Here is a 25,696-nt window from a genome sequence, read left to right as displayed (position 1 = left end):
CAGGCGGAGGGCGATGACCTCCAGCGCTTCACAGACGAAGCAGGGCCCCCGCACCCGTTGACCGCCTACCCCGAACCCGCGACGGCACGGCGACCCCATCCGCCGGCCGATCGGCACCCGTCCTCCAGGAAGGTCGCAGCATGAGCGCTGCTGATCTGGCCCGTCTCCAGTTCGCGGCCACGACCGGTATCCACTGGCTGTTTGTGATCCTCACCATGGGGCTCGTCCCCTTTGTGGCGATCATGCACACCCGGGCCGCATTCACCCGTGACCCCGTCAGGAGAGTCGTCTGGGAGCGCATGGCTCGCTTCTGGGGCCAGCTGTACGTCATCAACTACGCGGTCGGTATCGTCACCGGCCTCGTCATGGAGTTCCAGTTCGGGCTCAGCTGGAGCGGCCTGAGCAAGTTCGCGGGCAATGTCTTCGGCGCCCCGCTGGCGCTCGAAACCCTCATCGCCTTCTTCGCGGAGTCCACCTTCCTCGGTATGTGGATCTTTGGCTGGGGCCGGTTGAGCCGTGGCGTCCACACCACGCTGATCTGGTTGGTAGCCCTGACCGCCTACGCGTCCGCGTACTGGATCATGATCGCCAACGGCTTTATGCAACACCCGGTCGGCCATGAAGTCCGGGACGGCGTCGCCTACCTGACGGACTTCGGGGCGTTGCTCACCAACCCCAACGCACTGGTGGCGCTTGCCCACATCGCACTCGCCGCGCTGACGACGGGCGGCGTCCTCGTCGCGGGGATCAGCGCCTTCCACTTCGCCCGGGGCACTGAGGAGACGGACCTGTTCCGCAGCTCCCTGCGCCTGGGGACCGTGGTGTCCACCCTGGCCTCCTTCTTCGTCATCATCGTCGGTGACCTGCAGCTCCCTCTGATCCGTCGGACCCAGCCCATGAAAGCGGCAGCCCTGGAAAACGGCGACATCGCCCAGGTGCGGGCACAGCTCGTCAAGGAGCACGGGCCCGGCGACTATGTGTTCGCGCACGACTGGCTCCGGATCTCGATGGACGCGATGACGGTCATCGGCAACACCGTTTCCACCATCATGCTCATCGCCGTCCTTCTGCTGTGGAAGGACTGGCTGGTGCGCTGGCGTCCCCTGGCCTATCTGCTGACCGCGCTGATCCCCTTCCCCTTCATCGCCTCCGTGGCCGGCTGGATCGTCCGCGAGGTCGGGCGGCAACCCTGGATCATCTACGGCGAGCTCAAGGTCGAGGACGCGCTCTCACCCGTGAGCAGGGCCTCGCTGGTCGTGTCCTGCACCGTGTTCATCGCCGTCTTCGTCGCCCTGGCGGTGACGAACTGGACCCTGATCGCCCGCTTCGCCCGCCGGGGCCCCGTCGCCACCCAGCTCGGTACCACCGAGCCGATCGCGGACGAGGATCCCCACGGCCACGCCGACGGGAAACAGCGGGTCCCGGCCCTGTGAACCGACCGGCCAGCGCCTACCCCCACCACTTCCCCACCCCAATGGAACCGCGATGAGAACTGCGATGGAGAGCTGAGCAGGATGACTCTGGAGACCTACTGGCTGGCCCTCCTCGGCCTGCTTCTCGCCGGGTACTTCGTCCTCGGCGGCTACGACTACGGCGTACAGATGCTGCACCCCCTACTCGGCCGCAGCATCGGTCAAGAGGCCCAGCACACCGGCCGGAACACAGCCCTTGACGCCATGGCACCGTACTTCCTGGGCAACGAAGTGTGGCTCGTCGCCTTCACCGGTGTCATGTTCGGTGCCTTCCCCCATCTGGAAGGCACCCTCCTGTCCGGTCTGTACCCGCTGATCGTGGCGATCCTCGTCGGCCTGGTCCTCGGCAGTGCCGCGATCCAGCTCCGTGGTCGCGCCCACACCGCCCGAGGCCACCGGTGGTGTGACGTCCTGATCGTGTTCGGTGGTGTGCTGCCCGCCCTGTGCTGGGGACTCGTCCTGGGACTGCTGCTCCACGGTGTGCCCCATCGGGCTGACGGGAGCTTCCACATCACCCCCGGCGATGTGCTCACACCGTTCGTGCTGGCCTGCGGCATGACCACCACACTGCTGTTCGCTGCGCACGGGGCTGCCTTTATCGCCCTGCGCTCGGCTCCCGAACCCGCCGCCAGGGCAGCGGTCATGGGTGCCAACCTGCTGCGCGCGGTCGGTGCGGCGGGTTCCCTCGCGCTGCTGCTGACCCTCTTCGGCGCGGGAGCCTCGATGACCAACCGCGTGACCTCGGCCGTTCTCGGGGCCCTCTTCGCGGCGTCCCTCGCCGCAGCGTGGCAGTACCTCTCCCGCGGACACCACGGCCGGGCCTTCGCGGCCAGCAGCAGCGCGACCTTGCTGCCCGTGCTGCTCGTGGGCGCAGGACACTACCCCTACGTCCTGATCAACTCTGCTGGCACCGGGTTGACGGTCCACCAAGCAGCGGCGGACGGCGCCACACTGAAGATCCTGACCGCTTTCGGCGTCGTCGTGATCCCGGTGATCCTCGCATATCAAACCTGGAGCTGGTGGGTCTTCCGGGGCCGGACGGGCCGCCGCCACCCCAGCTACTTCTGAACCGCTGAACACTGAACCGCGACGAGTCACGAGAGGGCCCCGGATGAGACCGTTGAGTCCCGTCGAACGCCGCCTCATACGGGAACTGCCATCACTGGGGCGCCATATGACGCTCTCCACAGCCCTGGCGCTGGCGGGCGCGGCACTCGTCATCGTCCAGGCGAGCCTGCTGGCGAGTGTGCTCGCGGACGGCTTCGCCGGACACGGGTTCCCGACCGCGACGCTGGCCTCACTGGGCGTCGCGGCAGGGCTGCGTGCACTGCTGACCTGGACCCGTGGAGTGCTTGCACAGTGCGTAGCGGCCGACGCGAAGCGCGCACTGCGCGACCGGATCACCGGCCGGCTGCGGCACACCAGCCCCTTGCGCTCAGCGGCCCGCCGACACGGCGAGACGGCCACGCTGATCACCCGTGGCCTCGACGCCCTGGACCCCTACATCGTCGGCTACCTGCCCACGATGACGGCCACCGCGGTGGTCCCACTCGCGATCGTCGGCTGGCTGTCGTGGATCGACTGGGTCTCGGCCCTGATCGTTGTTGTGACGCTGCCACTGATCCCCGCTTTCGGTGCGCTGGTCGGCCGGCACACCGCCCAACGCACCGCCCGGCAGTGGGGGTTGCTCGCACGGCTGGGCGGCCACTTCCTGGATGTTGTGGCCGGCCTCCCGACGCTCCGCGCATTCGGCCGCGAGCGGCACCAGACCCGGGTGGTCGGCGAGATGGCCGACGCTCACCGGCGTGCCACCCTACGGACACTGCGGGTGGCGTTCCTCTCTTCCCTCGTCCTGGAGACGGTCGCCACCTTCTCCGTGGCGCTGGTGGCCGTCCCGGTCGGGCTGCGGCTGCTCGACGGTGACACGGACCTGCGTACCGCCCTGATCATCCTGTTCCTCGCCCCCGAGGCCTATCTGCCGCTGCGTGCGGCGGGCGCGGCATTCCACGACAGCGCCGAGTGCATCGCCGTGGCCGAGCGAGTCTTCACGATCCTCGACACCCCCGACACCCCCGGTTTCGTCGGCGGGGCTGGTGGAGTTGGAGGCGCGTTCACGCCCATGGCCCGCGCTCCGGCGCCCGATGCCCGCACGGCCCAGCTGCACCTGAACCAGGTCACGGTCCGGTACCCGGGCCGATCGGCACCGGCCCTGCTCAACGTCTCCCTCTCCATCCGCCCAGGCGAACACATCGCGGTGGTCGGCCCGAGCGGCGCGGGCAAGTCCACACTCCTGGCGGTACTCCTCGGCTTCGCGGCCCCAGGGGCGGGCCGGGTCGCCGTCGGTGCCACCGACCTCGCCCACCTCGACATCGACGGCTGGCGCGCCCAGGTGGCGTGGGTGCCCCAGCGTCCCCATCTGTTCGCGGAGACCGTCGCGGACAACATTCGCCTCGGACGCCCCGGCGCGAGTGACGCCGAGGTCCGGCAGGCGGCCCGCGCCGCCTGTGCCGACCGCTTCATCGAGGAACTGCCACAGGCGTACGCAACCGTGCTCGGCGAGCACGGCGCCGGACTCTCCGCGGGTCAGCGCCAACGAATCGCCCTGGCCGCGCGTTCCTCCTGGACGCCCCCGTACTACTCCTCGACGAACCGACCGCCCACCTCGACCCCGAGAGCGAGGCCGCCGTCACGCGTGCCACGGTCCGCCTGATGCACGGCCGAACCTCGGTCGTGGTCGCACATCGCACGAGCCTGCTGCCCCACGCCGACCGGATCATCACCGTACGAGCAGGCAGCCTCACTCACCCCCAACCGGCACCCAAGCAAGGACTGGTGGACCCATGACCCCCTGTTCCAAGGTCACCACCCCCGCCCATGGACCCGAGCCCCACCCCACCGTCCGCTTGCTGCGCCACCTCCTGCCGTACTGGCGCAGGCTGCTGCCCGCCGCGCTCGCATCGGCCGGCAGCGACCTCGCTGCCGCCGCGCTGATGGCCACCGCCGCCTGGCTGATCACCCGCGCTGCCGAACAACCCCCACTCGCCTCGGTGAGTATCGCGATCGTCGCCGTACGCGCCCTGGCTCTGGGGCGAGGAGTGCTGCGCTACACCGACCGACTACTGGGCCACGACGGCGTGCTGCGAGCCGTCGCGGGCTTCCGCACCCGGGTGTACGAGGCCTTGGTGCCGTTGGCCCCCGCGGGCACTCCGGCCTTTCGCAGCGGGGATCTGCTGACCCGGCTCGTCGACGACGTGGACTGCGCCCAGGACCTGCTGCTGCGGGTCCTGATCCCGGTGGCCGCGGCCTGCGCGGTCGCTGCCACCGCCACCACAACGGCCGCGGTGTTGCTTCCGCAGGCAGGCGTCCTGCTCGGGCTGATCCTGATCGTGGCGGGACTCTTCGTGCCCTGCCTGGTGCTCACGCTGTCCCGCCGTGCGGGTCGCGAGGAGAAGGCGGTCCGAGCCGAACTCGCGATTCTCACCGTGGACGCGATCCAAGGAGCCCCGGACCTGGCCGCGTACGGCGCCCGGGGCCGCGCCGAGGAACGGTCCCACCAGGCCTCCGCCCGGCTCGCCGCGCTGGAGCGCCAGCGGGCCCTGACCACCTCACTCGCCTCAGCCGTGGTACTGCTGCTCCAGGGCGGGGCGCTGGTCGGCGTCACCTGGCTCGCGCTGCGGGCGCACACGGGCGGTGCGCTGCCCGCCGTGCACCTCACCGTCCTCCCGGTCCTCGCACTGGTCTCCTTCGATTCCCTCACACCGCTGCCATCCGCTGCCCGCTGTCTCGCCGAAGTGCGAGCTTCCGCTCGCCGTCTCGCCGACCTCCTTGACACACCGCCCCCCGTCACCGACCCGCCAACCCCCGCCCTGCTTCCCACTGACGAGCCACTGGGCGTGGACATCACCAACCTGCGCGTGCGCCACCGGCCCGGTGGCGCTCCAGCCCTGGACGGGGTGAGCCTGCGACTGCCGCCCGGCCGCCGGGTCGTCCTGCTCGGCGCCAGCGGCTCCGGCAAGTCGACGCTGATCGCGGCGCTCATGCGGTTCGTCCCGTACGAAGCCGGGAGCATCCGCGTCGGCGGTCGCGAGACGCGCGAACTCAGCGAGTGCGCAGCCTCGGACGTCCGCCGTGTGATCACCGGAGTGACCCAGGACGCGCATGTCTTCCATGCGACGATCCGCGCCAACCTGGTTCTCGCCCGCCCCGAAGCCACGGACGCGGAGTTGTGCGCGGTGGCCCGCAGGGCCCGGCTCCTCGACTGGATCGAGTCACTGCCGAACCGCTGGGACACCCTGCTCAGCGGGGACGGAGCCACGATGTCGGGCGGCCAGCGCCAGCGCCTGCTCCTGGCCCGGGCACTCCTCGCAGACCCGCCGATCCTCGTCCTGGACGAACCCACCGATGGACTGGACCCGGAGACGGCCGCCGCGGTGCTCGCCGACATCCTCGACGCCACCCGCGGACGCACCACACTTCTGGTTACCCATGCGCGGTCGGGCCTCACCGCGGCCGACCAGGTCCTGACCCTCGACGGTGGCCGGATTCGTACGGTCACTCAGCCGGCCACCACCTAACCAGTGCGGTGGGCGACACCGGACGGCGTGCTCGCGGATGAGCCAGGGTGGGGACAGGCCAGTGCCACCCCAGGCATCGCGGGTGTGGGACTCGTCCGCAACGCTCACACATCGCGGCGGTGCACGACGGTCACCGCGATGATCACGGCAACGAGCGACCAGCCACCGAACACGCTCCACGCCTCGGTGACCGACACCGGATACAGGCCCATGCCGTCGTTCGACTCCGGGTTCTGGACCAGGGCGTTCCACGCGGTGAGCGGCATGGCGTCGCCGATCTCCGCGACCCACCGATAGGTCTCGCCCTGGAAGAGCGCCGGCAACAGGAGGAGCACACCGGCGACCGCGGCGACGGTGCCCGCCGCGTGCCGGATGAGGGCGCCGAGAGCCATGCCGACGAAGGCACACAGCGGGGCGAGCAACGTGGAAGCCGCGACTGCCCGCAGGGCTCCGGGGTCGCTGAGGGAGAGTCCGTTGTGGTCTCGCAGGATCGCCTGGGTCACACCGAACGAGGTGCCCGCCACGACGGCACCGAGGGCCAGCATGACCACCGCCAGGACGGTCGCCTTGGCCGTCATCACCGCACGGCGCGCTGGGACGGCGGCGAAGGTGGTGCGGATGAGACCGCTGGTGTACTCGCCGAAGACCGCGATGGCGCCGACGCTCCCGGCGATGACCATGAGCAGCTGCCAGGCCGGGTCGACGAAGGCGGTCGCCAGCGGATCGAACACCATCTGCGGCAGGTCGGGGAATCCGGGCGGCGGGGCAGGGGGCAGTGGGGGCTGATCCGCCAGCCGGTCGGCGTTGGACCGGGCGGAGTTCACATTGATCCCGATGACGGTCAGCGCGCCGCCTCCGAGTGCCCAGTAGCTGGAACGCAGCGACCACAGCTTGATCCACTCGGCGGCGAGCAGATCGCGGAACCGGGCAGGGGTGCCGAGATCCGTTGTGCACACCCGCCGCTCGGTGATCGTCTGTGTCTGGGTGGTCATCGTGCCTCTCCCGAGTTGTATTCGACGCGGTCAGCGGTGAGCTCCATGAAGGCCTCCTCCAGAGAGGCGTGCCGGGGGGTGAGCTCGTGCAGTGGGATGCGGGCGTGCAGGGCGAGTTCGCCGATGCGTTCCGCGCCCAGGCCGGTCACCGTGCACGAGCCGTCCTGTTCGTGCTGGACGGTCGCCCCCTCCGTGGCGAGGGCGGACGTCAGACCGGCGACGTCGGGTGTCCGGACGGCCACCCCAAGGCGGTCGCCGCGGACGGCGAACTCAGCAAGGCCCTCCGCGGCGATCAGCTCGCCCCGGCCGATGACGATCACCTGATGCGCCGTGTGCTCCATCTCGCCCATCAGATGGCTGGAGACCAGCACCGTACGGCCTTCCGCGGCCAGCTGCCGCAACAGCCGGCGCACCCACAACACACCATCCGGATCGAGTCCGTTGAGCGGCTCGTCGAAGAGCAGTACGGGCGGGTCGCCGAGCAGGGCGACGGCGATACCCAGTCGCTGCTTCATCCCCAGTGAGAACCCTCCGACGCGGCGATGGGCCGCGGAGGCCAGCCCCACCTCGTCCAGGACCTGCTCCACCCGGCGCCGCGGAAGCCCGTTGCCGTGCGCCAGGGCCGACAGATGCGCCCGCGCGGTGCGTCCGCCGTGCACATCATGGGCGTCGAGCAACGCCCCGGCGTGTCGCAGTCCGCGAGGGAGTCCGCGGAACGGTCGCCCGTTGACCAGGACTCTCCCGCTGGTGGGGGTGTTCAGGCCGAGGATCATCCGCAGAGTGGTGGACTTGCCGGCGCCGTTCGGGCCGAGGAACCCGGTGACATGGCCGGGCCGGACGGTGAAGGTCAGGCCGTCGACGGCGGTAGTGGCGCCGTATCGCTTCGTCAGTTCATTGACTTCGATCACCCGGCCCACGGTGCCGTGGATCGGACCGTGCGGCATCGGTTCGAGGGCCACACCCTCGGGGCCCATGGGTAGCCGCAGGGCGTACGCCCGTGGGCCGATGCACCGGGCTGCTGCCCCTACCTATGATCACCACATGAGCGACTCACCCCGTGCCACCCGCCCGTGGCGCATACCACCGGCCGCGGCGCGGGCCCTGGCCTGGTGCGGGGCCATCGCCTACCCGATCCTGCTGTACGTCGCGGTGCTCAACGAGCACGAGCCCACCGGCGTCCGGCTCTTCCCGCCGACCGTACTCGCGGTTCTCACCCTTCCCCTGCTTCGACGCAGACCGCTGCCGACCCTGACGCTGATACTGGCCGGTTCGTTCGCCACAACGCTGATGGCGGCCTCCAAACTGGCCGCGGTCTACCCGTTCGGGGGGTCGGGACCCGCATGGCAGATCGGCTATCTACAGGCGCTGGTGACCGATCTCGCCGTCGGCTGGATCGCCGCCACCCAAAGGCGCCGGACCGCGCTCGTCGCCGCGGTCTCGGCCCTCGCCGTGCAGATCGCCGCCGTAGGCTACTACCGGACCGGGTCGGACGACTTCGTCTCTGGTGTTGTGTTGCTCGCCCTGTTGCTCGCCCTCGCCTGGATGACGGGTTACCTCGTTCAAGAACGCCGTGCCCACGCGGAGACGGTGCGGGCCCAAGCCGCGGTACAGGCCGTCACCGCCGAGCGATTGCGGATCGCCCGCGAACTGCACGATACGGTCGCGCACAGCATGGGCGTTATCGCCATCCAGGCCGGCACCGGCCGCCGGGTCATCGACGCCCAGCCGGGGGAGGCGCGCAACGCACTGGCCGTCATCGAGTCCACCAGCAGGGACACCCTGGCCGGGCTGCGACGCATGTTGGGAACTCTCCGCCAGGCCGAACCGGACGGGGCGCCCCAGGCGCCCGCGCCTGTTCTGGCGGACGTCGACCGGCTGGTGGCAACCATCGAGGACGGCGGCGTGAGAGTCGCCGTCGAGTGGCTCGGGGTGCGGCGCCCACTACCCGCCGACGTCGAACTGTCCGCCTACCGCATCGTTCAGGAGGGCATCACCAACGTGGTGCGCCACGCGGGCACAGACGAGTGCCAGGTGATCATCGACTACCAGGAGGACCAACTGTCCATCGAGATCACCGACGAAGGCCTCGGGCCCGGGGCCGCAGGCACCGGATACGGCATCACGGGGATGCGCGAACGGGCCACCCTGCTGCACGGCCAGTTCACCGCTGGTCCCCGCCCCGAAGGCGGCTTCCGCGTGGCGGCACGGCTCCCGGTCACCGCGGGCACGAGATGACTCACCCTCCTGTGCGTGTCGTACTCGTCGACGACCAGCCGCTGGTACGCGCCGGGCTGCGCGTACTCGTGGCGAACAGCGCGGGCCTGGAGATCGTGGGGGAGGCTGGCACGGGCGCCGACGCGGTCCGGCTCGCCGGGGAAGTCCGTCCCGATGTGATCGTCATGGACATCCGTATGCCCGGTATGAACGGTATCGAGGCGACCGGGCTGATCACCGCAGGCCCCAGCACGGCGCGGGTGCTCGTCCTCACCACGTTCGACGACGATGAGTCCGTCTACGGCGCGCTGCGTGCTGGCGCGAGCGGATTCCTCGTCAAGGACATGGACCTGGACGACATCCTCACCGCGATCCGCGTGGTCGCCGCTGGTGAAGCCCTGATCGCGCCGAGCGTGACCCGCCGCCTGATCGAGGAGTTCGCCGCCCGCCCCGAGCCCGCCGCCGCGCCCCGACACCCCATGATCGAGGGCATCACCGAACGGGAGCGCGAGGTGCTCATCCTCGTGGGCCGCGGACTGTCGAACAAGGAGATCGCCGCTGAGCTCTTCATCAGCCCGGCCACGGCAAAGGCCCACGTGGGACGCCTCTTCACCAAGCTGCCTGCTCGTGACCGGGTTCAGTTGGTCATCACCGCCTATGAGTTGGGCCTGGTGTCACCATCGGGCTGAGCGAGCTCTGAGCGGGGCTGGGTCGGCGAAGCAATCCGAGGGACTGCTGGGGTAGGACATGCGAGGGAGGGAAACCCCTACCCGAGTCTGTGGATTCGCCTACCCCTCAGCCACCTACGAGGAACGGTAGGGCTGGGATGATGTATCAGTGAACTACTTTCCGTTCGTTGGCATCGGTCCTGGTCATGACTGGCAGCACTTTTCAGAGCCCCGGCAGGTCCAGGGAGGCCAGTGGCCGAAGTTGGAGGCCGCGCTCGCCGTGGTCAATCGCGACCTGGCGGCGACCCTGCCGGGTCAGGATGAGCTGATACTGATGCTCGTCCCGTCCGCGGGGCCGATGACCCGGGACGCGACCGATGGGGATCAGATCTATGTGGCGCTGCCCGACGGCCGTTGGCAAGGCAACTCGGTCAACGCGTGTGATCTGGAGGAGGGCGACCCGCCAGAGCCGGACGACGCGGCGCTGGTGCTGTCCGTGGTCGCGGATGCGGCGCAGGAGACCATCATCGAACTGCTACGGCAGGTCTGGCCGATCTGCTCGACACACCACATCGGCATGCACCCTCGCCCCGCAGGGACCACCGACAACTGGTACCAGGGCGAAACAGACACGGTCGGTCCACCGGTGTGGTGGTGCCGGGGTAACCGACACGGCACGTTCCACGATGTCTCCCTGGTGGGGGAGTTGGCCGCCACCCTCCCGGGGAAGCAGCGCCGGGCCCTGCGGCGCAGCGAGCGGAAACGGGACCGCCGCCGATAGCCGCAAGCGGGACGACCGCGGGCTACCGCGGGCCCCGGCATCCGCCGCCACCCGCGAAACGTCGCCGGCTGGCCCCATCATCGGCTGAGCTCGCCCTTGCCCGGCCTTGACCGTCAGGTCAGCGCGAGACCTTGGGGCAAGCGGCGGGCCCGGGGCGGACGCGGTCCTGGGGCTGACAGACGTGTTCCTCCGGTGCCTCCCGCGTCTTCTGCGCCTTCTGTGAAAGCCCTTGAAGACTGTTGAGGACGCAGCCTCGGCAAGCGGGCAATGCGTAGAGTCACTGCCCGCTCGTCCTCGCTACACGCGTACGGTCATCCCGGTCGCCGGGCCGAGGGCAACGCCCCCGGACCTCGGCGAGGGGGCCGGGAGGACGCTACCGCCGGTTATCCGAACTGACCGATCTGGTAGTCGCCCGCGGGCTGCTGGATGATGACGTTCAGACGGTTGAGGGCGTTGATGAGGGCGATGAGTGAGATCAGGGCGGCGAGTTGGTCCTCGTCATAGTGCTTGGCGGCGTTCGCCCAGGCCTCGTCCGAGACGCCACCGGCCGCGTCGGCGATGCGGGTGCCCTGTTCCGTCAGCTCCAGCGCAGCGCGCTCGGCATCGGTGAACACCTTCGCCTCCCGCCAGACAGCGATCAGGTTGAGGCGGGTCGAGGTCTCTCCGGCATGCGTGGCCTCCTTGGTGTGCATGTCGGTGCAGAAGCCGCAGCCATTGATCTGACTGGCGCGGATCTTCACCAGCTCCTGGGTCGCGGCCGGCAGTGTCGAGTCCGAAACAACCTTGCTCGCCGAGACGACGTGCCGCAGTGCCTTGGCCGCGACCGGGTTGCCGAGGAGATTCAAGCGGGCATCCATGGTGCACTCCTTGCCGTTGTCGATGGTGACGACTCCTTGACGGAACAGCTCGGCAAGATGTGACAGGGCCGAATGTGACGTGCGTCTCTTCCGGTGATGCGGTAGTGAACCAGGGCCGGCAACCCCCACCGCGTACTGCGTCAAAGTGGCCTTCCCACCCATATGCCGTCCCCCACCGGGTCCACAGAGCACACGTCACTCCGGCACACAGGTATGCGGGCTGTGTGCGAAGCCGCTGCCCGTTCGTCCTCCCCCGCGCCACGATCATCTGGCCGAACACCCCTTTTCCGGGTGGGCCGGACAGCCGCCGACCCCAGCTGCTACGAAGGAGGTCCGCACCCTCCGACGGAAAGGCATGACATGTCCGACGAGTTGCTCATCCGGAAGATCGGCCATGGTTTCGACCACCTCGACCGGGATGGTGACGGCCGGTTAACCGAACACGATCACGTCCTGATGGGGAGGTCGGTCGCCATCGCCCTCGGGCACCCGGAGGGTTCGGAGGCCGAGCGGCGGGTGGTGGCGGCGTACTCGGGGATTTGGCGCGAGTTGCATCTGCCCTACCTGCCGCCGGGCGCGGATTCGGTGAGTCGCGCGGAGTTCATCGTGTCCACCCTGACTCTGGCTGATGATCCGGTGGCGGCCAGGTCCACGCTCGGTGCCCTCGCGGAGGCGTTTTTGGCGGTGGCCGATACGGACGGCGACGAAACGGTGGACGCCGAGGAGTTCTTCGCCTTCCAGCACGGTCACTTTCCCACCCTGACCCGGCCGCAGGCCGCCGAGGCCTTCCGACGCCTCGACCGGGACGGGGACGGGGCGCTGTCCCGGGAGGAGTTCATCGGCGGCATCATCGAGTTCTGGACGAGCCGCGACCCACAGGCGCCGGGCAACTGGTGGACCGGCACGACCGACTTCATTCCGATCTAACCTCCAGGTCCAGACGCCAGGTGCGCACCCACTGCCTCTGACCGCCGCAAGCTCGTCTCCGGTGACTGCCAACACATGCGGGCAGCCCCGCTTCCATGCACGGCGAGCGCATGCGCCGGTCTTCCGTATCCGCCGGTCGGGGCGGACACGGCGGGGCGACGAGACCCAGGGCCGCATCCGCTCGCCCTGACAGGAGAAACCACACCTCCAAGGGGCGGACCCGACGACGGTGGACGCTTTGATCTCCGCGGGCTGCCAAGCGGCCGTCGGGGCCGCGGACTTCCAGCAAGGTGGGGTGGCCCGCGGCCCGAACGCGGCGGGCTTGCTCAACGGGAGGAGGCGATGATGCCTGTCCCTCCCATCGTGTCCCTCCCATCGTGTCAATCCCGTTGCTGAGCGGTCGACTCGATCAGCCGCCGGATGTCGTTCAGGTCCGCCTCGAACTCAGCGGTGAGGTCAACAGGCAGGTCCAGCCAAGGCCCGAGCCTGCTGTGCCCCGGGAGCTCGCTGTCTGGGAGTTGGCCGCGGCGGCTGCGTGGATCGAGGGTTTCGGGGGCGAAGCGGCCCGAGGCTTCGGAAGCGGCGAATCCGATGACAAAAGTGCTGATCAGGCGTTCCAGCCGGGGCACTTCCGACGCTGGAACCCCGGCTTCGATCAGGGCGATGTAGAGGATGTCCACAGCGCGCACGGAGTCCGGGGTGACAGCGGGCCGCGAGAAGAGTAGGTGAACGGCCCAGGGGTGGCGCTGGGTCACCTTTCGGCAGGCGTGCGCGAGGGCGCTGAGTCGTTCGTCCCAGGCTTGATCCCCGACGCCACTCGACGGCAACAAGGCCGCGAGCAGGCGTCCGACCATGCCGTCCAGCAGCGCGGCCTTGTCCTTGACATGCCGGTACAGCGCCATCGGTGTGACGCCGACACGCTCGGCCAACGCGCGCATCGAGACTGCTTCGAGGCCGCGTTCGTCGGCGATCGCCACTGCTGCGTCGAGTACGGCGCCCGAGCCTGGACGACCTCTACCACTCCCTGGAAGCCGCACCGATAGAGAAGAAGGCGGTGCCCGGCGATGCTGCCGCGTGAATCCGCCAGCCGGATGAGCGTCCTGGTCCGCCACAACCAGCTGCTGATGTTGCGTGAGCCCGGCCCGCTCCTGAGCCGGATGGTTCTGCCACTTGTCTTCGTCACCCTGCTCCCGACCCCCGGGGCCTGATCGCCCGCATGTGCGCCCGCGTCGATTGGGGCCTGTCCAAGCCCGCGTGGAAGGCTCGCGTCAGGCAATCCCATATCGTGCCATCTGCGAAAAGGACCGCTCATAGCTCGTACTTCGAGGGGCGGGAACTACTGGCTGGGTCGGTATGTGGGTGGCGGTCGCCAGGGGCGGACATCGGCGGAACCGCGGAGTGCGAGCCCTGGCAGTGGGTGCCGTGGTGGCTGACCCAGCTTTGACCAGCAGTCAGGCGGTGCGGCACGATCGCCCTTGGGACGCGTACCCGCCCAGGAGTACGTTGCGCTGGGGCGTTCGGGGATGATGTCGTTTGTGATCACTATTCATCTGAAGTACGAGATCGATCCCGACCGCATCGAGGACTTCGAGGAGTACGGCCGTCGGTGGGTCGTACTCGTCAACCGGTTCGGCGGCACTCATCACGGGTACTTCCTGCCCAGCGAGGGCGACAGCGATATCGCGTACGCACTCTTCTCGTTTCCAGGGTTCGCGCAGTACGAGCGCTACCGGGCGGACAGCGCCACCGATCCCGAGTGCCGGGCCGCCATCGAACTCGCTCGCCGGACGGGTTGCATCCGACGGTACGAACGCCGCTTCCTACGGCCCCTCGACCAGGACGGAAACGGGAGCTCCGAAGCCCCCGCCCACAACTGACCGGCGAGCGGGACACCCCGTTCGCTCGGCGAGGGCGCCGTGCCGAGCCCGTGCGAGGACGGGGAAGCCGCCCCAGTGGTTGCCCGGGTCGCTCCGGCCGTCGGCTTCGCCTTCCGGCAGACCCTCATCGAGTATCCGCGGGCCGTCACCCACCACGCGCCCTCCGAGGGATACCTCCCGCTTCCGAGACGGTCCGGGATCACTGTGCCGGGTGCGACGCGGTGACGCTCCCAGGGCTTGCGTGAACTCGGGGTGAGCTTCAATGGCGCAGGAGCCCACGAGCTCCTGCGCCGTCACCGCGGGGTGCCGGGATGCGCAGGGACAATGGAGCTCTTCCGGCTTCCCGGGACAGCTGGACAACACCTTCCCGGCTGACGCATCTGCACCCTGTGCATCCCGGAGGACACCAATCCTCCGTTTCACCGTGGTGCTGGCGGAACCCTGACGCCCGCACGGGCGGGGCGGCCTCCGGCCAGACCTGGGCGGCGGATCTGGACTTCACGGTTGACGAAGACCCGGTAGCGGGCTATGAGCGGCAGGTGCCAGGGGACATGGACCCGGCAAGACGCGAAAGAAGGCGCTAGGCCCCGTCGGCGCCCGCGCCTCGGGCCTGGACCAGCCCGGATTCATAGGCCGCGATAACCGCCTGGGCACGGTCACGGACATTGAGCTTGGCGAAAACGCTGGTGATGTGGTTCTTCACGGTCTGGACCCCGATCTGCATGGTCCGCGAGATCTCACCGTTGTCGAGCCCCGAGGCGATCAACCGCAGTACCTCCACTTCCCGCGGAGTGAGCTCGGAAAGGTCGGTGGAGACGGTCGGCTCGGTGATGAAGGTGGCGATCAGCCGAGTCAGCATCCGGGGAGCCACGACCGCCTCACCGACGTCGACCGTGCGCAGCGCCGAGGCCAACTCCTCGGGAGACACATCCTTGGGGAGGAAACCCGAAGCTCCGGCACGCAGGGCGCGGACGACATACTCGTCGATGTCGAAGGTGCTCAGGGCCAGCACCCGGCAATCCGGTAGTTCGGCGGTCAGACGCTCGGTGGCACGCACCCCATCGAGCACGGGCATCCGGATGTCCATCAGGACCACCCGGGGGCGCAAGGCGTGGGCGGCGGCAATGGCCTGCTCACCGTCGCCGACTTCGCCGACGACCTCGATGCCCGGTGCGGTACGCAGGATCAGGGCCAAGCCCCGGCGGACCAGGGGCTGGTCATCGGCGATGAGAACGGTGATGGTTCCGCAACGGTCCGGGTCGGACGGGTCGGGGTGCGAGTCCGGGACGGCCTTGGAGCGGTGCGCCGGCGGGGAGGCGGTGGCACGGGGGAGGACGGGGGCGCCTTCAGCGGGGGCGGCCAGTGTCATCGGACCCTCACTCCTTGATCATCATCATGGCGGGGGAGCGGCACCTCGGCCGCGACCCTGAAGCCGCCCTCTTCGCGGCTGCCGACTTCCAATGAGCCCCCGTGCACGGCGACTCGCTCACGCATTCCCACCAGACCGTATCCCCCGCCCGTCCCCCCTCGCGCACGGTGGCTGCCGTTCCCGTCGTCGGTGACCTCCAGTGTGACGCGGTCCGGTCGATAGACGAGGTGGACGTCAGCGGACGCGTCGCCCGCGTGCTTGCGGACGTTGGTCAACGCCTCCTGGGCTATCCGGTAGAGGGTGAGACCGACGGTCACCGGCAGTGGGAACTGTTCGCCGGTGACGACGAGCCGCGCGGACAGACCACTGGCCCGGGACTCGGTGATCAGTCCGTCGATGTCCCGCACGCCCGGCTGCGGCTGCGACGGTGCCTCCTCGTAGACGTCGTTGCCGCGCAGCACACCGAGCATCTGCCGCATCTCGCGCAGCGCCGTACGGGCGGACGCCTCCAGGGTGACCAGGGCCTCCCGGGAGGTCTCCGGGTCCTGGTCCAGGTGGGTCCTCGCGCCTCCGGACATCAGATACATGGTGGTGATGTGGTGGGCGACCACGTCGTGGAGCTCGCGCGCGATGCGCCGCCGCTCCTCCGCCACCGCGCGATCGGCGAGGAGCTCCCGGTTCAGATCCACCTGCCGGCGCCATTTGCGGACCCACAGCGCCACGGCGATGACGGCGATGGAGTTCGCGGCCTCTCCCGCCATCACCGCGATGCCCATGCCGTTCCACAGACCGCGGAAGACCAGGACCGGCAGGGCGGCCGCCCAGGCGAGCGCCACGGTGCGTGGCGGGCAGAGCCTGGCGACCGCGTAGAGGGCGAAGATCACCGGGACGCCGTTGCCGTGGGCCATCGGCACAGCAAGGCTCGCGATGGTCTGGAGCGTCAACACCGCGGCCAGCGTTTCCCGGGGATGGCGCCTGCGGACCAGGAGCGGCAGGGCGGACAGTGTGAGCAGAGCCACCGCGACGGGGGAGATCTGCTTCCCGACGGACCAGCTCGACCCCGCGTAGTCGACGATCTCCAGCACCACGACGAGAGCGACCAGGACGTCGTTGCGGAGCCAGCCGAGCGCCGGGGACATCGCCCCGCGCTCGCCCGCAAGCCGCCGCAACTCCCGCCGGTCCGGCCAGGCGTCACGGAGCCGGACGGCGACCGCGGTACGGGGGGCGGGGCCCATCCGGGCGCCTCCTTCACACGAGGGAACGGGGTACGAGGGCGACGGCCCGGGTCCGAGCGCGGTGTGTCAGGGACACACGCGAGCAGCTGACCGCCGCCACCCCACGCGGCGTGGTTGCGGTCCCGTCCTCCACCGGACCCGAGGAAACGTCCGGCCCATCGCATCACATCCCACCGCCATCGCCATCCTCACCAGGGACGACACCCACCCAGGACCCAGGTACTGGTTCCCGTACGCCCCGGACCCCGGTCCCCGTCGCGGCCCCTTCCCCAGGCCGATGCCCTGTCGGGGCTGTCCTTGATGGGCTGTGAGGAGTGCGAAAGGCCCGTGAAGCCAACTGTCGAGAGAAGGACAATGATCCGCAGTCTGACATCGTTCGCCACCCGTCGTCGGTGGGTGACGATCATCGTCTGGACCCTCCTGGGAGCGGCGCTGACCATCGTGGGGCAATCCATGATGTTCAGCGCCACCGATTCACAGGCGGGTGATTTCCTCCCCAAGGGCTATGATTCGGCCGCCGCTCTGGAAATAGCCGAGGACAAGTTCGACGCGAAACCCGACGGAAACGCCGCAACGGTTCTCGTTGCCAGGACCGATGGGCGGAAGCTGACCGTCCAGGACCGAAAGACGATCAGCGAAATCGCTACTGAGCTCGGTAACCGTAGAATCAGCGCGCCCAAGCCCGAGATGCTGATGAAGGACCACTCCCAGACCCCACGGGTGGGGGAGAGCGCCATGGCTCCCGATGGGACCTTCCAACTGCTCTCGGTCTCCGTCAGCGGAAACATGAACGACCCCGGGCTGAGGGACGTCTACCGGGAATTCCGTGACACCGCCGAGGAGGAGTTCGGCGAGCAGGGCATGCGCGTCGGATTCACCGGGGGTATCGCCAGCAACGCCGACATCGTGGAAGCGGGGGAACTCCGCGAGAAGATCATCGGTATCATGACGATGGGTCTCATCATCCTCCTCAATGTGGTGGTCTTCCGCAGTGTGCTCGCCGCGCTGCTGCCACTGATCGCGGTATCGCTGATCGGCGGCGTCGCCGCCGGAGCGGTGGCCGGGTCGGCGGAACTCCTCGACATCAAGCTCGACGCGTCCACACCATCCCTGATCACCGTCGTCCTGCTCGGCATCGGTATCGACTACTTCCTCTTCCTCCTCTTCCGGTTCCGCGAGCAGCTGCGCACCCACCCCGAACAGGACGCCGTCACGGCGGCGGCCGCGACGGCGGGCCGGGTGGGCAATGCCATCCTGTCCGCAGGGCTGACCATCGTCGCCGCGTTCGCCACCCTGGGGGTGGCGAGCTTCGGACAGTTCCGGGTCCTCGGACCGGCGATCGCCATCTCCGTGCTGGTGATGCTGCTGGCGAGCCTCACCCTGATGCCGGCACTGCTCGCGGTCAGCGGGCGCGCGATGTTCTGGCCGGCCAAGGCGTGGAAGGAAGAACACCAAGGAGGGCTCAGCGCGCGCCTGGGACTGGAACTCACCCGACGGCCCGTGCGTTACCTCATCGGCAGCTTGGCCCTGTTGGGAGTGCTGTCGGCCGGTGCGTTCGGTGTGAAGATGAGCTACGACCCGGCGGGCCAGCCCAAGACCGCGGCCGTCAAGGTGGCCGCGGAGATCTCCCGCAGTCTGCCCGCCGGCGCCACCGACCCGCACACCGTGTACGTCCGCAGCGACGGCGGCACCCTGGAACAGGATGCGCTGTCCGCTCTGACCGGCTCGCTGGCCAAGACCGAAGGAGTGGGGCAGGTGGCTCCGCCCACCCTGAACCCCGATCGTACGGCCGCACGCATCGATGTGATCCTGTCCGTCAAGTCCGACACCCAACAGGCGCGTGACCTGGTGTCCGGTCCCATCCGATCCGCCATCGAGAAGAACACCCCAGCGAACGCCGAGGCGCACATCACGGGAACGGCCGCCGTGTTCGCCGACATCGCGACCGCCGTGGAGAAGGACCTGCGCCTGGTCTTTCCGATCGCAGCTGCCCTGATCTGCCTGATCCTGCTGCTTCTCCTCCGTTCGGTGCTGGCGCCCCTGGTACTCATGATCGCGGTGGGGCTGGGGTTCGCGGCCACGCTCGGCGCGGGCACACTGGCCTTCCAACACCTGCTGGACCGGCCGGGCATCTCGTTCACCCTGCCGTTGGTGCTGTTCCTCTTCGTCGTCGCACTCGGGACCGACTACAACATTCTGATCAGCGACCGGATCAAGGAAGAGATGGACAAGCCGGTCACCGTGCGGCACGCCGTGGCCGAGGCGGTGCGCCACACCGCACCAGCGATCGCCACCGCCGGTCTGGTGCTCGCGGGTTCCTTCGCCAGTCTGGTCGCCAACCCCGCGACCCAGGAGGTCGGCTTCGCCACCGCCTTGGGCATCGTGTTGTCGTCGTTCGTGTTGTCGATCGTGCTGGTACCGGCGGTGGCAGTGCTGTTGGGGCGCGGGCTCTGGTGGCCACGGCGGCCCGATCGGTCCGCAGCCCGCCACACTTCGGCCACCGACCATCGGTTCCGCTCACCGCTGGATGGCGACTCAGCCGCCTTTGACCGAGTCGGTCACTTCGCTACGGGGGCTGATGTCGATCGACGTCTTGGGCAACGAGAACACTGAGTGCCGGTGCGGTGTGCCCGGCCGCCGGAGCGACGCGGACCGAGCAGCGGCAGTGAGTGCGGCTGAGAACTTTATTCAACACTCCGGCTTGAATCGGCGGTTCTATGTGCTCCCTCGGCCGGTACTCACTCATCCCGGGTGACGGCACAGACGCATCCGGCGACTGATGCCGGCGGTGCGATGGTGGGCAAGACTTGAACTCCGCTATGTGCCAGGGGAGTTCATATGGACCGTTGGGATCAGGTCGGGCGGTCAGCGGCGTGTGGGGTAGCACGGGCGGTGACGCCGTACTCGCTGACCAAGGTCTCATGGGTGGCTGGTTCGCTTCTGGCACACGCTGCCCGGTGCCTTCGGACTCCGGGCCCTGATGGCGTCCGTCGCCATCTGGGCCGCCGTCCAACGCCCAACCGCTCCTGGCCCGCCTCCGGCACCCGACAGGCTGCGCCCTTTCAGCTGAGCGCTTCCACGGGCAAGGGCCCGCATGAGAGCAGGCGCCTCCACGGCTCCGAAACGGGTGCGTTCCTGCTGGCTCAGGCGTCAGCCCGGTCCGGGAGGTGGGTTGGTGGCAAGGCGAGGGCGGTCTACCGCAGGGCCGAGGTGGTCCCGCCGTCCGCGATGTACATGGAACTTCGAGGGGCGGGCAAGCGTTGCCACAAGGACGCGCGCGGAACGCGCGCGGACGGGCAATCGGGTAGCTGAGGTGGCACGGATGGCAATGTGGGACCGGATCAAGGACCAGGCCAAGGGCTTGCAGCAGTCGCAGGGAGCACGGAGCTCCGGCGGTCAGAGCCGGCCGGGAGCAGGGGCCGGCGGGGGATCGAAGGCTCAGCTGGTAGGCCTGCTCAAGTCTCAGCTCGGCTCCCTCAAGACGGAGCTCAAGAGCGGCTCCTACCGGGACGCCAGCATGGCCATGTGTGCCTTGGTCGCGGCCGCTGACGGGACGGTCGACCCGGCCGAGCGGCAGCATGTGGAGTCGCTGATCCTGCAGAACGACGTCCTGCAGAACTTCCCGCCCGAGCAGCTACGGCAGCGGTTCAACAAGCACGTCGACCAGCTGATGTTCAACTTCCAGCAGGGCAAGACCGAGGCCATGCAGGAGATCGCCAAGGCGGCGAAGAAGCCGGTGGAGGCCAAGGCCGTCGTGCAGACCGGCTTCGTCGTCGCTGGAGCGGACGGGTACATCGCCCCGGCTGAGGCCCAGGTCCTGCGGGAAGCGTGCATGGCGCTCGGCGTGTCCCCGCAGGAGTTCGGCCTCTGATCAGGTTCTAGGCATCATCACCTGGGGCTTCCGCGAGCAACGCAAGGCCTGGCCCCGGGCAGCGTCATCGCTGCCGGGGCCAGGCCTGCTTCACGGGAGGTAGTCCTTGGCAGGAACGATAGGTAGATCCTTGGCAGGACTGGTCCGCGGTCATCGTGTCCTGGTCCAGGGGAGGATGCGGCCGTTGCCCGGGGTACGGGGGAGCGGACGGCCCCGAGAAAGCATGCTCATCGCGACGTGCAGTCCGCGCGGCCTGCGGGGCGGATCGATCCCGATGCCGAGTGCGAGCGGTAGCACCGTCGCCCGTTCCCGCCAGGGTGCCCGCGAACCCAGGGCCAGATCAGCTCCGCGCGCCCCCGGTGCGGCCCCAACCCCCAAGACCGGTCGCTCCAAGGGGCCGTGACGCCGGTTGTCCTGGCAGTTCCTCAGCGGCTGGGGACGCGGACATCCAGGGGCGGGAGCCCGGACATCATGGGGCCCGCCGCTTCTGCGACACTGCGCACACGGAAGAGCGACAACGGGGAGTCAGCGGTGCACCAGGACCAGTTCTGGCAATTGATGGGCGAACTGGATGGTGAAGCCGATGAGGAAACAGTGCATCACCTCACCGAACTCCTCGCCGAAGAGGACGAAGAAGACGTCGCCGCCTTCGGTGAGCTGGTCAGGGCACACATCGCGCAGATCCAGAGTTCATACGCCGAAGAACTCGGGGGAACCCCACTCACCGACACCAGAGCCTGCGGCGTCGTCGCGGCCGGAAAAGCCTCCTTCGACGCGGCGTTGGTCAATCCCGCGGGCATCCCCACCCACGAGGACACCGAAGCACTGCTCCTACTGACCGCCGCTGACGATGCACTGGAGATGCTCGCGCCCCACCCGGGGGCCAGAGCGGAGGCCGGACAGGATGGCTGGCTGACACTCTCCCTGGCCTTTGACTGCGGTCTGCCATTCTCGTACCAGAGCACCATCGGGGCACTCAACGAGTCCATGGCGGTGTCCTTGGACTGGAAGAAATGGTGGGCGAAGGCGGACAGCCCCCAGCTCCATGTGGTGATGAACGTCGTGGCCTCGCCTCTCGGGTTGGTGCCCGAACACGTCCGGCGCAAAAGGCGACAGATAGTCGCCCAGATCAATCTGGACGGAGAGCGCCTACGCTCCCTATGCCCTCCGGGGCGGGCCAGTGCGGCGGACCAACGAGCTCGTGAAGACGTCCGCACCTGCTTGTCGGCGGTCAGGGAGGCCCTTGACCTGGGCGATCTACCCGAACTGCCCATGGGAGGGAGGAAGGTTGAATGATCTCCGGGGCAAGAGGCCATGACCCCTGACTCCTGGGTGTCACGTGGTTGGATCATCAACCCGCCACCGCGAAGGCCATCGCGGACTTCGCCACGATCATCGTCAGCGACTCCGCCCACCGCGCCTCGGCATGGTCCCGGCCACCCCTTGAGGTACGAGGAGGCGAGACCGAGTACCTGATCCATCCCATCGGCCGTGGCGTTTCACCGGCATTCGCTGGGCGACTCGGCTACAGCGCCATCCCTGGGCACCCGACACGGGCTGGCTGATACGACGCCATGATGCGCCTTCACTCCACGCCAGGAGTTGGCCTCCACGCCAGGAGTTGGCTCGACCAACTACTTCTGGACGGGACCACGACGCCCCTCGGCCTGCGGACGCTTGCGTCGGCTCCACGGGATCTCCGTGCGGTGGCCGCCGTATCGCCGCGCGCGGACCCATAGCCACCTTGGAGACCAACGGGCGCATGGGACAGGGGGCTTCGCCTAGCAGGGTCCCGGGCGGTTGACACGGTCCTCTGCCGTGCCTCCGTCGACTCACCAGATGGGGGCCTGGGGCGTATCGGGCTGGCGGCGCGCGAGTAAGGATTCCCCCGAGCGTGTTTTCGGCCGAGGCGAGAGTCTGGTGAGCCTCGACGATGAAGCCGGCCCGGGGGAGCGCGGCGGCCCTGCCGCCTGCCGCCTGCGACGAGTCGGGACGGCCCCATCTGGCGCCCGATCCCCATCACGCCCCTAGCACCCATCGGGCTCACGCTCTCCAAGGCGTCACAGAGAAATCCGAATCACGCCGATACCGCGTGCCCGCAGGCGTCCGCCGCCCCCTTCCGCCACGTGTTGTTGTACAGGTCGTCGGTACGTATGGGTCATGCCCATCGGGTGCCTGACCTGCCCGAACTGGCCGCGCTCTGTCAACCCGGACCAGGACGGCGTGGAACTCCTCACCGTAGGGACCGTTCACGGTTTCTGTGAGCCGATCTCGGCCCGCCGATGAGTTCGGGCCAACTCCTGAATCACTCCTGTCCTATCTGTATCTCTGGTGTCACGCTTCACATTGTTGTCAGGCGCCCTACCTCACATACATACAGCTGAGGTCCCGCACTGCCCGGCCCAGGGGCGTCCACCCCTCCCGCCATCCCGATGCGCCTCGTCATCCGCACAGCACAGCTCTGCCGTCCGGCACGGCCTGCCGGACGGGCCACCCGTACCGGCCGCAACGTACGGCCGCCCGCAGAAGGAGTCCACTTGAGACGGTTATCCCTCAAGGTCTCGACCGCGTTCCTCGCCTCCGCCGCGCTCTTCACCGTGGCCCTGCCATCCCCTGCCGCGGGCGCCGCGCCCACGGCAACAACTCCACCGGCCGCGCCGGTCCGGGCGGGCGCCCTGCCCGCGAAACTCAGCCCCGCGCAGCAAGCGGCCCTGCTCGCTGACGCCACCGTCAGCCGTGCCAGGACCGCTGCCGCGCTCGGTCTTGGCGGCAAGGAGCGTCTGGTGCCGCGCAGCGTGCTCACGGACGCGGACGGCACCGTGCACACCCGGTACGAGCGCACCTACGGCGGGCTGCCCGTCCTCGGCGGCGACCTGATCGTCCACACCACCGCGACCGGCGCCATGAAGAGCGTGACCAGGGCCACCACGGCCCGGATCTCCGTCCCCAGCACCACCCCCGCCCGCAGCGCCGCATCGGCCAAGGCCCTCTCCCTGACCCGGGCCAAGGAAGAGGGAAGCACCAGCACCAAACTCGCTCGGGCCCCGCGTGCGGTGGTCTGGGCTGTCTCCGGTCGCCCGGTCCTCGCCTGGGAATCCGTGGTCAACGGCATCCAGCCCGATGGCACCCCCAGCGAACTGCACATCGTCACCGATGCCACCACCGGCGCCGAACTCCACCGGCGCGAGGCCGTGCAGAGCAGCGGCACCGGTCAGAGCCGGCCCGCCGACGCCAAGGCCGGCGCCCAACTCCCGCGCCATGACGCCCTGCGCAGAGACAGCGGCATCGGCCACAGCCGGCACAGCGGCGAGGTCAACCTCGGAGTCTACAAGTTCGGCTCCAACTACAACCTGACCGACACCGCTCGTGGAAGCCACCGAACCTATGACCTCGGCAACTCATATCAGGAGGTCATAGGCAAACTCGTCTCCGACACCGACAACATCTGGGGCGACGGCACCTCCGCGAACAGACAGACCGACGCCGTGGACGCCGCGTACGGAGCCCAGGTCACCTGGGACTACTTCGTGGATGAGCACAACCGCTATGGCATCCGCAACGACGGTGACGGCGGTTCATCCCGTGTCCACTGGAGCGTCAACGACCGTTTCAACTCCTTCTGGCGGGACACCTGCTTCTGTGTGACCTATGGCGATGGCGGGACCAATCCGGACACCGGCGTCGAGGCCACGGCGCACGAGATGGTACGCGGCCTCAGCGCCGCCACCGCCAAGTTCTCCTACTACGGTGAGGCCGGCCCACTGGCTGAGGCGAACAGCGATATCTTCGCCGCCGCGGTGGAGTTCAGCGCCGACAACGCCCATGACGTCGGCGACTACCTGATCCGTGAGAAGACCTACACCGGCAGGGAGCGTGACTTCACGCGCCCTATGGACCAGCCCTCCAGGACCGGCGCCTACGCGGACTACTGGCACCCCCGTATCGCTTCGAGCGGCAACAAGCGCTACGGCGCCGGCCCGGCCAACCACTGGTTCTATCTGGCCTCCGAGGGCAGCGGCACCAAGACCGTCAACGGAGTCTCCTACAACAGCCGCACCCATGACGGTCTGCCCGTCACCCGCATCGGACGGAACGCGGCAGCGAAGATCTGGTACCGGGCGCTCACCGTCTATATGACCTCCACCACGGACTACGCCGGAGCCCGCGCCGCCACCCTCTCGGCGGCGGCCGACCTCTACGGCGCCACCTCGGCCACCTATCGGAATGTGATGCACGCCTGGGGCGCCGTCAACGTCGGCACCCGCCCCGGTGGCGCCCCGAGGCCGTCCGGCCCGGTCTTCGAGAACACCTCCAGCGTCCCGATCCCGGGCCCCCTTCCGGACGGCAGCCCTGGAGCGAAGGTCTCCTCACCGATCACCGTCACCGGGGTCAACGGCAACGCCCCCACCATCCTCCTTGTCGACCTCTCCATTCTCAATGACACCACCCCCCTCCTGGAATTGGTGGCACCGGACGGCACCGTCTACCCCCTCGCGAACGGCAACTGGTACGAAGGCGGCGGCTACACCGCCACCCTCGCCGTGGACGCCTCCGCGGAGACCGCGAACGGCACCTGGAACCTCAGAGCGCAGTCCGATGACAGCTGGGGGCTCTCCTCCATCCACAGCTGGAAACTCTCCTTCTGACGTCCCGCTCAGCAACCGTCCGGGGCTGTCCGCGAGCGGCGGACGGCCCCGGCCCTCGTGGCCTACGGTGTTCGCCCGGCGATCGTCAAGACGCCCCGCCGGTTCGAGACCCGGCTCAACGGCCAGCTCGCCCTCGCCGCCGAGCCCGAACATGGCCGGATCGTGCGCGGGTTCGCCACCTCGCTGTCTCTCCGGTCGGCTCAAAGACCCCGG

The 25,696-nt window shown here is 68.9% G+C and carries 22 protein-coding genes; 16 read left to right on the top strand and 6 right to left on the bottom strand.

Translation table 11 applies throughout. The features are described from left to right. Positions 1 to 140 precede the first annotated feature (140 nt). The 5 genes from NBG84_RS34135 (at position 141) to cydC (ending at position 6,046) form a co-directional block, all read left to right on the top strand. The gene (locus tag NBG84_RS34135) at positions 141 to 1,433 is read left to right on the top strand and encodes a cytochrome ubiquinol oxidase subunit I (protein WP_250923561.1); all 1,293 of its coding nucleotides are present in this window, start codon (positions 141 to 143) and stop codon (positions 1,431 to 1,433) included. A gap of 81 nt (positions 1,434 to 1,514) precedes the next feature. Further along, the gene (gene cydB, locus NBG84_RS34130; protein WP_250923560.1) at positions 1,515 to 2,540 is read left to right on the top strand and encodes a cytochrome d ubiquinol oxidase subunit II; all 1,026 of its coding nucleotides are present in this window, start codon (positions 1,515 to 1,517) and stop codon (positions 2,538 to 2,540) included. A 43-nt stretch (positions 2,541 to 2,583) separates the two neighbouring features. Next, positions 2,584 to 4,182, top strand: coding sequence for a thiol reductant ABC exporter subunit CydD (cydD, locus tag NBG84_RS34125; RefSeq protein ID WP_250923559.1), 1,599 nt, complete (start codon positions 2,584 to 2,586; stop codon positions 4,180 to 4,182). Continuing rightward, positions 4,182 to 4,316: a hypothetical protein gene (locus NBG84_RS40855; protein ID WP_285368539.1), complete on the top strand. Its 135-nt coding sequence runs from the start codon at positions 4,182 to 4,184 to the stop codon at positions 4,314 to 4,316. Before cydD ends, NBG84_RS40855 begins: the two co-directional genes overlap by 1 nt. Further along, the gene (cydC, locus tag NBG84_RS34120; protein WP_250923558.1) at positions 4,313 to 6,046 is read left to right on the top strand and encodes a thiol reductant ABC exporter subunit CydC; all 1,734 of its coding nucleotides are present in this window, start codon (positions 4,313 to 4,315) and stop codon (positions 6,044 to 6,046) included. Before NBG84_RS40855 ends, cydC begins: the two co-directional genes overlap by 4 nt. Positions 6,047 to 6,150: 104 nt before the next feature. Here the strand turns inward: cydC and NBG84_RS34115 are convergent, their stop codons facing one another. Together NBG84_RS34115 and NBG84_RS34110 are read right to left on the bottom strand one after the other, a co-directional pair. Then, on the bottom strand, positions 6,151 to 7,038 hold the full coding sequence (locus NBG84_RS34115) for an ABC-2 transporter permease (RefSeq protein ID WP_250923557.1): 888 nt from the start codon (positions 7,036 to 7,038) through the stop codon (positions 6,151 to 6,153). Beyond that, entirely contained in the window at positions 7,035 to 7,982 is a 948-nt protein-coding gene (locus NBG84_RS34110; RefSeq protein ID WP_250923556.1) for an ATP-binding cassette domain-containing protein, read from the bottom strand. Before NBG84_RS34110 ends, NBG84_RS34115 begins: the two co-directional genes overlap by 4 nt. 97 nt (positions 7,983 to 8,079) lie before the next feature. On the opposite strand from NBG84_RS34110, the gene NBG84_RS34105 reads away from it, so the two are divergent. From NBG84_RS34105 to NBG84_RS34095, 3 genes are all read left to right on the top strand, one after another. Beyond that, entirely contained in the window at positions 8,080 to 9,273 is a 1,194-nt protein-coding gene (locus NBG84_RS34105; protein WP_250923555.1) for a sensor histidine kinase, read from the top strand. Then, on the top strand, positions 9,270 to 9,941 hold the full coding sequence (locus NBG84_RS34100) for a response regulator (protein ID WP_250923554.1): 672 nt from the start codon (positions 9,270 to 9,272) through the stop codon (positions 9,939 to 9,941). The genes NBG84_RS34105 and NBG84_RS34100 overlap by 4 nt, the downstream gene beginning before the upstream one ends. Positions 9,942 to 10,089: 148 nt before the next feature. Continuing rightward, positions 10,090 to 10,701, top strand: coding sequence for a hypothetical protein (locus NBG84_RS34095; RefSeq protein WP_250923553.1), 612 nt, complete (start codon positions 10,090 to 10,092; stop codon positions 10,699 to 10,701). Positions 10,702 to 11,084: 383 nt separating this feature from the next. On the opposite strand, the gene NBG84_RS34090 is transcribed toward NBG84_RS34095, so the two are convergent. Continuing rightward, positions 11,085 to 11,558, bottom strand: coding sequence for a carboxymuconolactone decarboxylase family protein (locus NBG84_RS34090; RefSeq protein ID WP_250923552.1), 474 nt, complete (start codon positions 11,556 to 11,558; stop codon positions 11,085 to 11,087). A gap of 360 nt (positions 11,559 to 11,918) precedes the next feature. Here NBG84_RS34090 and NBG84_RS34085 point away from each other — a divergent pair, with 360 nt between their 5' ends. Then, positions 11,919 to 12,485 carry an EF-hand domain-containing protein gene (locus NBG84_RS34085; RefSeq protein WP_250923551.1) on the top strand — a complete coding sequence of 189 codons (567 nt, stop codon included), beginning with the start codon at positions 11,919 to 11,921 and terminating at the stop codon, positions 12,483 to 12,485. A gap of 380 nt (positions 12,486 to 12,865) precedes the next feature. Here the strand turns inward: NBG84_RS34085 and NBG84_RS34080 are convergent, their stop codons facing one another. Then, positions 12,866 to 13,462, bottom strand: a complete 597-nt coding sequence (locus NBG84_RS34080) for a TetR/AcrR family transcriptional regulator (protein WP_250923550.1) — start codon at positions 13,460 to 13,462, stop codon at positions 12,866 to 12,868. An 87-nt stretch (positions 13,463 to 13,549) separates the two neighbouring features. Here NBG84_RS34080 and NBG84_RS34075 point away from each other — a divergent pair, with 87 nt between their 5' ends. Continuing rightward, positions 13,550 to 13,693, top strand: a complete 144-nt coding sequence (locus NBG84_RS34075; protein ID WP_250923549.1) for a hypothetical protein — start codon at positions 13,550 to 13,552, stop codon at positions 13,691 to 13,693. Positions 13,694 to 14,020: 327 nt separating this feature from the next. Continuing rightward, on the top strand, positions 14,021 to 14,362 hold the full coding sequence (locus NBG84_RS34070) for an NIPSNAP family protein (RefSeq protein ID WP_250923574.1): 342 nt from the start codon (positions 14,021 to 14,023) through the stop codon (positions 14,360 to 14,362). A gap of 580 nt (positions 14,363 to 14,942) precedes the next feature. Here NBG84_RS34070 and NBG84_RS34065 read toward each other — a convergent pair. Both NBG84_RS34065 and NBG84_RS34060 read right to left on the bottom strand, forming a co-directional pair. Further along, positions 14,943 to 15,731: a response regulator gene (locus NBG84_RS34065; RefSeq protein ID WP_250923548.1), complete on the bottom strand. Its 789-nt coding sequence runs from the start codon at positions 15,729 to 15,731 to the stop codon at positions 14,943 to 14,945. Next, positions 15,728 to 16,966, bottom strand: a complete 1,239-nt coding sequence (locus tag NBG84_RS34060) for a sensor histidine kinase (RefSeq protein WP_250923547.1) — start codon at positions 16,964 to 16,966, stop codon at positions 15,728 to 15,730. Before NBG84_RS34060 ends, NBG84_RS34065 begins: the two co-directional genes overlap by 4 nt. 354 nt (positions 16,967 to 17,320) lie before the next feature. Between NBG84_RS34060 and NBG84_RS34055 the strand changes: the two genes are divergently transcribed. The 5 genes from NBG84_RS34055 (at position 17,321) to NBG84_RS34035 (ending at position 25,483) form a co-directional block, all read left to right on the top strand. Next, positions 17,321 to 19,579, top strand: a complete 2,259-nt coding sequence (locus tag NBG84_RS34055) for an MMPL family transporter (RefSeq protein ID WP_250923546.1) — start codon at positions 17,321 to 17,323, stop codon at positions 19,577 to 19,579. Between the two features lie 709 nt (positions 19,580 to 20,288). Then, entirely contained in the window at positions 20,289 to 20,837 is a 549-nt protein-coding gene (locus NBG84_RS34050; RefSeq protein ID WP_250923545.1) for a tellurite resistance TerB family protein, read from the top strand. A 531-nt stretch (positions 20,838 to 21,368) separates the two neighbouring features. Continuing rightward, entirely contained in the window at positions 21,369 to 22,133 is a 765-nt protein-coding gene (locus tag NBG84_RS34045; RefSeq protein WP_250923544.1) for a DUF4240 domain-containing protein, read from the top strand. Between the two features lie 47 nt (positions 22,134 to 22,180). Next, on the top strand, positions 22,181 to 22,402 hold the full coding sequence (locus NBG84_RS34040) for a hypothetical protein (RefSeq protein ID WP_250923543.1): 222 nt from the start codon (positions 22,181 to 22,183) through the stop codon (positions 22,400 to 22,402). Between the two features lie 972 nt (positions 22,403 to 23,374). Next, on the top strand, positions 23,375 to 25,483 hold the full coding sequence (locus tag NBG84_RS34035) for a M4 family metallopeptidase (protein ID WP_250923542.1): 2,109 nt from the start codon (positions 23,375 to 23,377) through the stop codon (positions 25,481 to 25,483). The last annotated feature ends 213 nt before the right edge of the window (positions 25,484 to 25,696 follow it).

The sequence above is a fragment of the Streptomyces albipurpureus genome, from assembly GCF_023701525.1.
In the GTDB taxonomy this organism is placed as follows: Bacteria; Actinomycetota; Actinomycetes; order Streptomycetales; family Streptomycetaceae; genus Streptomyces; species Streptomyces albipurpureus.
Note: the sequence above shows the minus strand (reverse complement) of the source record. Positions and strands in the feature narration are given on the sequence as shown.